Consider the following 3,817-nt stretch of genomic DNA (forward strand, 5'->3'; position numbering starts at 1 on the left):
CCGCCACTTATATTAAGCCTCAGTCGAAAGACTGGGGCTTTTTTCGTTTTGGTTACCTGACTTACCTTAAACCCACTTTCATATTGAAACCTTGCATCTAGAGGCAGGCTTCCCTCTGGCGATGCTTTCTAAGCCCTGTTATGAGTGAAGTGGAACTCAGTTTTGTGTGGTTTCTACTGAACCGGGTCCTAGTATCGAGCGCTAGCTCTCAGCCCTTATGCTTACTTACCAAAGCTTCCTTTATTATTACCTGGAAAATTTATTCACTAGGTTATGTTATTTTCGGGGGAGATTTCTCTGCTTTAGATGTTTTGATTTAGCCATAGGCGCTTATTAATATAAACTCAGCGCATTTAAAACTTTCCAAACATGGATTTTGTTTTGTCGATCTATTTAAGCTAGTGTCTTAAAGTGTATTCGCTACTTCTTCCCTCTAACCCTCTCCAACCTACAAAGCCACCACTACATTCGTATAACGTGAGCGGTATAGGTGCTCTCATAGTTGTGTTTGCTGAGTAAGTCGTTCACCTAGCACATTGACTGAGGAAAAGTCTTCTTTCAGTGGACCTTCGTGTAAGTCACGATAGTTTTAATAATTATCTGGTACTTTTTATTCTAAAGGTGTACGCTTCACATCGAGTGTTTTTCGACAGTAAATCATGTTATATCTCTTGTTTAAAAGCTTTGTAAGAAGGCTGAACTCCGTGCAAAAAATGCGATGAAGTGTTGCTCGGAGTCTTAAATTAATCTTCATCAGGTGTTTTATGTGTGGGTAGCTTCGCTGAAGTTATACGCAGGCGTCTCTACACCTGATAAAAGAGAAGAGATGGCCGGTGATATTTCATCATCGGCCTTTTTGTATCTGTTAAGCAGCTACAAAGCATTACCCAGTATTGAAATAAGGGCCGGTATTGATCACCGGCCCTTTTTTATTTGGTTGAAAACATGAGTATTTTACAAGTTAAAAATTTGTCTTATCAGATAGCCGATAAGACATTATACAACAACGTGACCTTTCGTATTAACGTGGGAGAGAAAATAGGTATCACTGGAGCGAATGGCGTTGGAAAAAGCACCTTATTAAAATTGCTTATTGGTGAATTATCTGCAGATAAGGGCTGCATTGACTGGTTACCAAACCTTGAGGTGGGGTATTTAGAGCAACATTTTAAGATGGATAATGCGCTGACGGTTTATGAATGCTTAAAGAGTGCTTTTGAGAACTTATACGCTGCCGAGCAGAAGCTTTGGACTTTGTATCAGGCGATGACCGAGTCTCACTCTACATCTCTTTTAAGCCAAGTCGCTCGGCTACAGGCATATTTAGAAGATGAAGACTTCTATGCAATTAATACCAAAATTGAACGAGTTGCTGTAGGTCTTGGTATTTATCAATTTGGCTTAGATACACCGCTTGTCTCGCTAAGTGGTGGTCAAAGACACAAAGTCCTTTTAGGCAAGTTGTTACTTCGCAACCCCGATGTGTTAATTCTTGATGAGCCGACAAACTATCTTGATGCTTCGCACATTGAATGGCTAGTCGCGTTTCTCAATGATTACATTGGCACCGTTTTACTGGTTTCTCATGATATTGATTTCCTTAATCAAGTAGCGACCAGTGTTTGTGATATTGATTATCAAACGGTTCGAAAATACAGCGGTACTTATGTCAAAGCAATGCAGCAAAAGCAGCACGACGGTGCTTTATTAGAAAAGCAATATAAGGCTCAGCAAAGTGAAATTCGAAAGTTAGAGAAATTTGTTGCCCAAAATGGTGCAGGAGTTAACGCCAGTCTTGCTAAAGGGCGTAAGAAGAGACTGGATAAAATCGAACGTATTCAACTGAATCATGTAGAGAAAGTATCGACGTTTGACTTTGCTTACCAGCCCATTGAGCAACCGAATGTGGTTGAGGCAAAAGCGTTGATGATCGGTTATCAGCAGCCTCTGCTTCCAGTATTTGATATCACGTTAGCGCGCGGGGAAAAGTTGGTTGTTGCTGGCTTTAACGGCGTGGGTAAGTCGACCTTACTTAAAACCCTGATGGGGAAGATCGAGCCACTCTCTGGTGAGGTGGTATTGGCAAAAGGTGCAATGATTGGTTATTTTTCTCAAGATTTGTCTTGGCGCCATCCTCAGAACACGCCTGAACAGGAGCTGTGCTCTTGTGCGCCAACAATCTCAAGCAAAGAGTCACGCAAGCTATTAGCTCGCTTTGGGATCACGGGGGATAAGACGCAGCGCCACTTAGATACATTGAGCGGTGGTGAGCAAACTCGGGTGAAACTGTGTTGTTTATCGGTTCAGAAATGCAATGTTTTGCTGTTGGACGAACCAACAACACATTTGGATAGCAGCAGCAAAAATGCGCTTAAAGAGGCTCTCCAGCGCTTTTCCGGTAGCGTGATTGTGGTATCTCATGAGAAGGCATTTTTGCAATCTTGGCCTGATAGAGTTTTAGATATTTCGTTGCTCACTTGTGCTGAATCGAAAACAGAACAGGAGGTGGAGCTATGATGCAGTCCATGATCCTATTTCTCGTTGCTTTTCTTGTTGGTGCTGATGAGTTGATGCTTGGATCTATTCTTGAACCCATCGGAAATGATTTAAGTGTTCAACCGAGTCAGGTTACCTTATTTATTACGGCATATAGTTTAGCCATAGCAATTTGCGCTCCTTACTTGGGCCGTTTATCAGACCGAGTTGGGCGTATTCGTATCATGGTGCCTGCTTGCTTTGTATTTGGGGTTGCGTCTATTACGACGGGCATAGTTCATGATTTTGAACTTGCTATTGCAACTCGAGTGATCACTGGTATTGCAAGTGCAGGCATGTTACCAATTGCATTCGCGTTAGCGGGAGACGCGAAGGGTAATAGAGCGATGCGTCAAATTGTGATGGTTCAGGCGGGATTAACGCTAGGTATGATAACTAGCCCGGCGATCGGAGCATTGTTGACCCAGCTTTTATCATGGCGTGCCGCTTTTATTATTTTGGGCGTGGCGGCTCTCTTTGTCGGTGCCATGAGCGTAGTGTCCATGAACAACAAGCATAATGAGTCCAAGAAGTCAGATACTCTGCCACCTATCACAGACGTCATTCATCTTCCATGCGCGTTGAGGGCGATTCTAGCGATGTGTTTAGGCCTAGGGGGAGGTATTGGTGTATTTAACCTGATAGGCCTTCATATTCGAGATACCAGCGAGTTGGCGCTCGGTTGGGTGGGCGCTATTTATGCTGCTCTAGGGATCGTGAGTGTGGTTGGAAATATGTGCGTGGGGAGAGCTTGCCGTTGGCTTGGTAGCTCTCGAGCTGTTATGCGAGTGGCTTTAATGGTGTGCATACCTTGCAGTGCATGGGTGTTCTCAAGTGAGATGAGTACGGTTACCGCTTATCTTCCAGCTCTAGTGCTCTGGTCTCTTGCTGGAGGGGTTGGTTCTCCGGCATTACAAGCACATATCGCAAGCTTATCTGATGAATATCGAGGTGTGTTAATGTCTTTTGGAATGAGTATGATGCACTTTGGTGTCGCGATTTGGTCTGCCTTGGCGGGCTTCGCGTATTCTGTAGGCAATGAATGGGTCGCTTTCGTGGCTTTGCTATTGTTTGGCTCAGCAGTAGTTATCTTAAAGCCAGTTGGTAATACTGAACAAAGTGAGCGTTATTCGTAGTGTTTTAGTAGATAAAGAAAAGCCGTTACCTAAGAAGGTAACGGCTTGTTCCAAATACTTTTTGAAAAACGGTCTTAGTTCATGCCGTATTTCTTAAGTTTCTTGCGAAGAGTACCGCGGTTGATACCCATCATAGTTGCTGCGCG

3 protein-coding genes are annotated in these 3,817 nt (G+C 43.5%); 2 read left to right on the plus strand and 1 reads right to left on the minus strand.

Annotated elements, in window-relative coordinates:
- Nucleotides 1-945 precede the first annotated feature (945 nt).
- Together R7E00_RS22420 and R7E00_RS22425 are read left to right on the plus strand one after the other, a co-directional pair.
- Complete coding sequence (locus R7E00_RS22420; protein ID WP_213910010.1) at nt 946-2,517, plus strand: ABC-F family ATP-binding cassette domain-containing protein; 1,572 nt, start codon at nt 946-948, stop codon at nt 2,515-2,517.
- Nucleotides 2,514-3,671, plus strand: coding sequence for an MFS transporter (locus tag R7E00_RS22425; protein ID WP_017635555.1), 1,158 nt, complete (start codon nt 2,514-2,516; stop codon nt 3,669-3,671). The genes R7E00_RS22420 and R7E00_RS22425 overlap by 4 nt, the downstream gene beginning before the upstream one ends.
- A 74-nt stretch (nt 3,672-3,745) precedes the next feature.
- Here R7E00_RS22425 and R7E00_RS22430 read toward each other — a convergent pair.
- On the minus strand, nt 3,746-3,817 hold a 72-nt coding region (locus R7E00_RS22430; protein WP_318124475.1), incomplete at its 5' end, for a helix-turn-helix domain-containing protein.

Source organism: Vibrio sp. Vb1755, from assembly GCF_033338635.1.
Classification (GTDB): domain Bacteria; phylum Pseudomonadota; class Gammaproteobacteria; order Enterobacterales; family Vibrionaceae; genus Vibrio; species Vibrio alginolyticus.

Excerpts from the sequence above, each read along its gene's own strand:
- R7E00_RS22420 (WP_213910010.1), top strand. The coding sequence starts at position 946 with ATGAGTATTTTACAAGTTAAAAATTTGTCTTATCAGATAGCCGATAAG.
- R7E00_RS22425 (WP_017635555.1), top strand. The coding sequence starts at position 2,514 with ATGATGCAGTCCATGATCCTATTTCTCGTTGCTTTTCTTGTTGGTGCT.